Source organism: Nonomuraea sp. NPDC005983 (genome assembly GCF_040614375.1).
Classification (GTDB): domain Bacteria; phylum Actinomycetota; class Actinomycetes; order Streptosporangiales; family Streptosporangiaceae; genus Nonomuraea.
Map to the genome: position 1 here is coordinate 1 of NZ_JBEXUP010000294.1, position 1731 is coordinate 1731.

General features: G+C 65.5%; 1 protein-coding gene. It reads right to left on the reverse strand.

Translation table 11 applies throughout. The features are described from left to right. Positions 1–1121: 1121 nt before the first annotated feature. The gene (locus ABZ297_RS46795; RefSeq protein ID WP_355361084.1) at positions 1122–1391 is read right to left on the reverse strand and encodes a hypothetical protein; all 270 of its coding nucleotides are present in this window, start codon (positions 1389–1391) and stop codon (positions 1122–1124) included. Between the last annotated feature and the right edge of the window lie 340 nt (positions 1392–1731).

Here is a 1731-nt window from a genome sequence, read left to right on the forward strand (position 1 = left end):
TTGCTACTCGAAGGATCACTCGATGGCCGTCTTCATTTCACGACGCCACGCCTGTGACCAGGCCAGACTCGTACACCACTCCCGCGGACGCAACCGCCGCTCGATGGAACTCAATGGCTTCGTAGGTGGAAGAAGGGTCATGAACACTGCGAAGTTGGCGTGCGAGGTACACCAGCGCCGTGGGTCACCGTACGCACATCTGTCGGGACCACGCTGATGGAGATCAACAGGTTGGTGTCCGATGCCGATCTTGTCGCCGGAGCTAACGAGGACTTTGGGCTGCTGTTCGACCGCTATGCCGTCGAGTTGTACAGGTACAGCGCGCGGCGGGTCGGGGCCGATCTTGCCGATGACGTCGTCGCTGAAACGTTCCTGGTGGCCGGGGCCGCTACGACGTGGCCAGGCCGAGTGCCTTGCCGTGGCTGTACGGCATCGCCACCAATGTGCTGCGCCGGCACTGGCGGGCGGAGGTGCGGGCCCAGCGCGGTTACGCGCTGGGCGGCCCTGAGGAAAGCAGGTCGGACTCCCTCGCCGAGAGGGCTGCGGAACGGGTCGACGCGTTCGCGCATGTTCGGACATTGGCTGGTGCGTTGGCTGCGCTGTCGCGCCGGCATCGGGACGTGACCGCAGCGAGCCGCGGGTGTTCGGGTGTTCATCTATCGAACGTTTTCCCGAACGCCGGAATCTACGACCGATGATCAAGAGCGCGGCCCGTTTCTGCCGTATTCCGGGGGCACCCGCTGAAACCCCAGAGTTCCCGCGAACCCAAGAGGTAAGACCGGTCATTGGGGTGGTCTGGGAGGTTATGCACCCTTGGGTTCGCCGGAACCCAAGGCCGTCTACGGTCAGCCGGTCCCGGAGCGGCCCGGGGTCGTGTCCAGGACCCTGCGACGGCAGCCGACCCGGCCCAGCCAGCGGCTGGGGCGCTTGAGCTGCTGTACGGAGCCGACCCTCGCATGAGCAGACGCCCTCTGTCAGGGCGGCACTCGGCACCGGACCAAGCCGTCCTCGACCGGGGCCGGCACGCGACTCCTCGGCTTCACCACCGCTACAAAAATCTCAGCGACGAGGGAGGACCTTCACCGATCCCGAGATCTCCTCAACCACCAGCGCGACGCGCTCTACACGGAAAACGCCCTGGTCCTGGGACCGAATGACCTGGCGAGGTGCTCGGGAACCCAGGGGTTATTTCTTATGGAGGCCTCCTGCAGCACGGCCGCCGCCTTGATCAAGGCTTGCCCGGCGTCGGCGGCCTCGCCGTCGCCGCGTAGCGGGTCGATGGCGGTGTGGGCGGCGGTGGCCATCCCGGACAGGGCGGCGGCCACCAGGCGCATGGCGCGGATGAGCGCGTCACCGGAGCCGACCTCGCCCTGGCGCACGATGTGGATCATCGAGGCGAACTCGTCTCATGGGATCATGTGGCGGTGACATCGAAGCCGTGGAAGGACAGATTGGTGGTCACCACCGTCATGCTGGCGATTTTCGCTGTCCTTGGCCTGGCGGGACTCCTGTGCGTGTCCATCGTCTTCAGCATCGATTTCGAGTGATCAAGGGCATGGCGTCGGCACAAGCCTGCCGTGTCCCCCCCGGAGAGGACAGCCACCCACGAACCCGGTGAACCTTTCCGGTCACAGCACTAGTGGCCCGTCACCGAATCTCGGACGGGTAATTGATCTCCGGCCGTAAACCCGCCAGGCTGGCTGCCTCTTCAACGTTGGGAGGTGGTCGTGG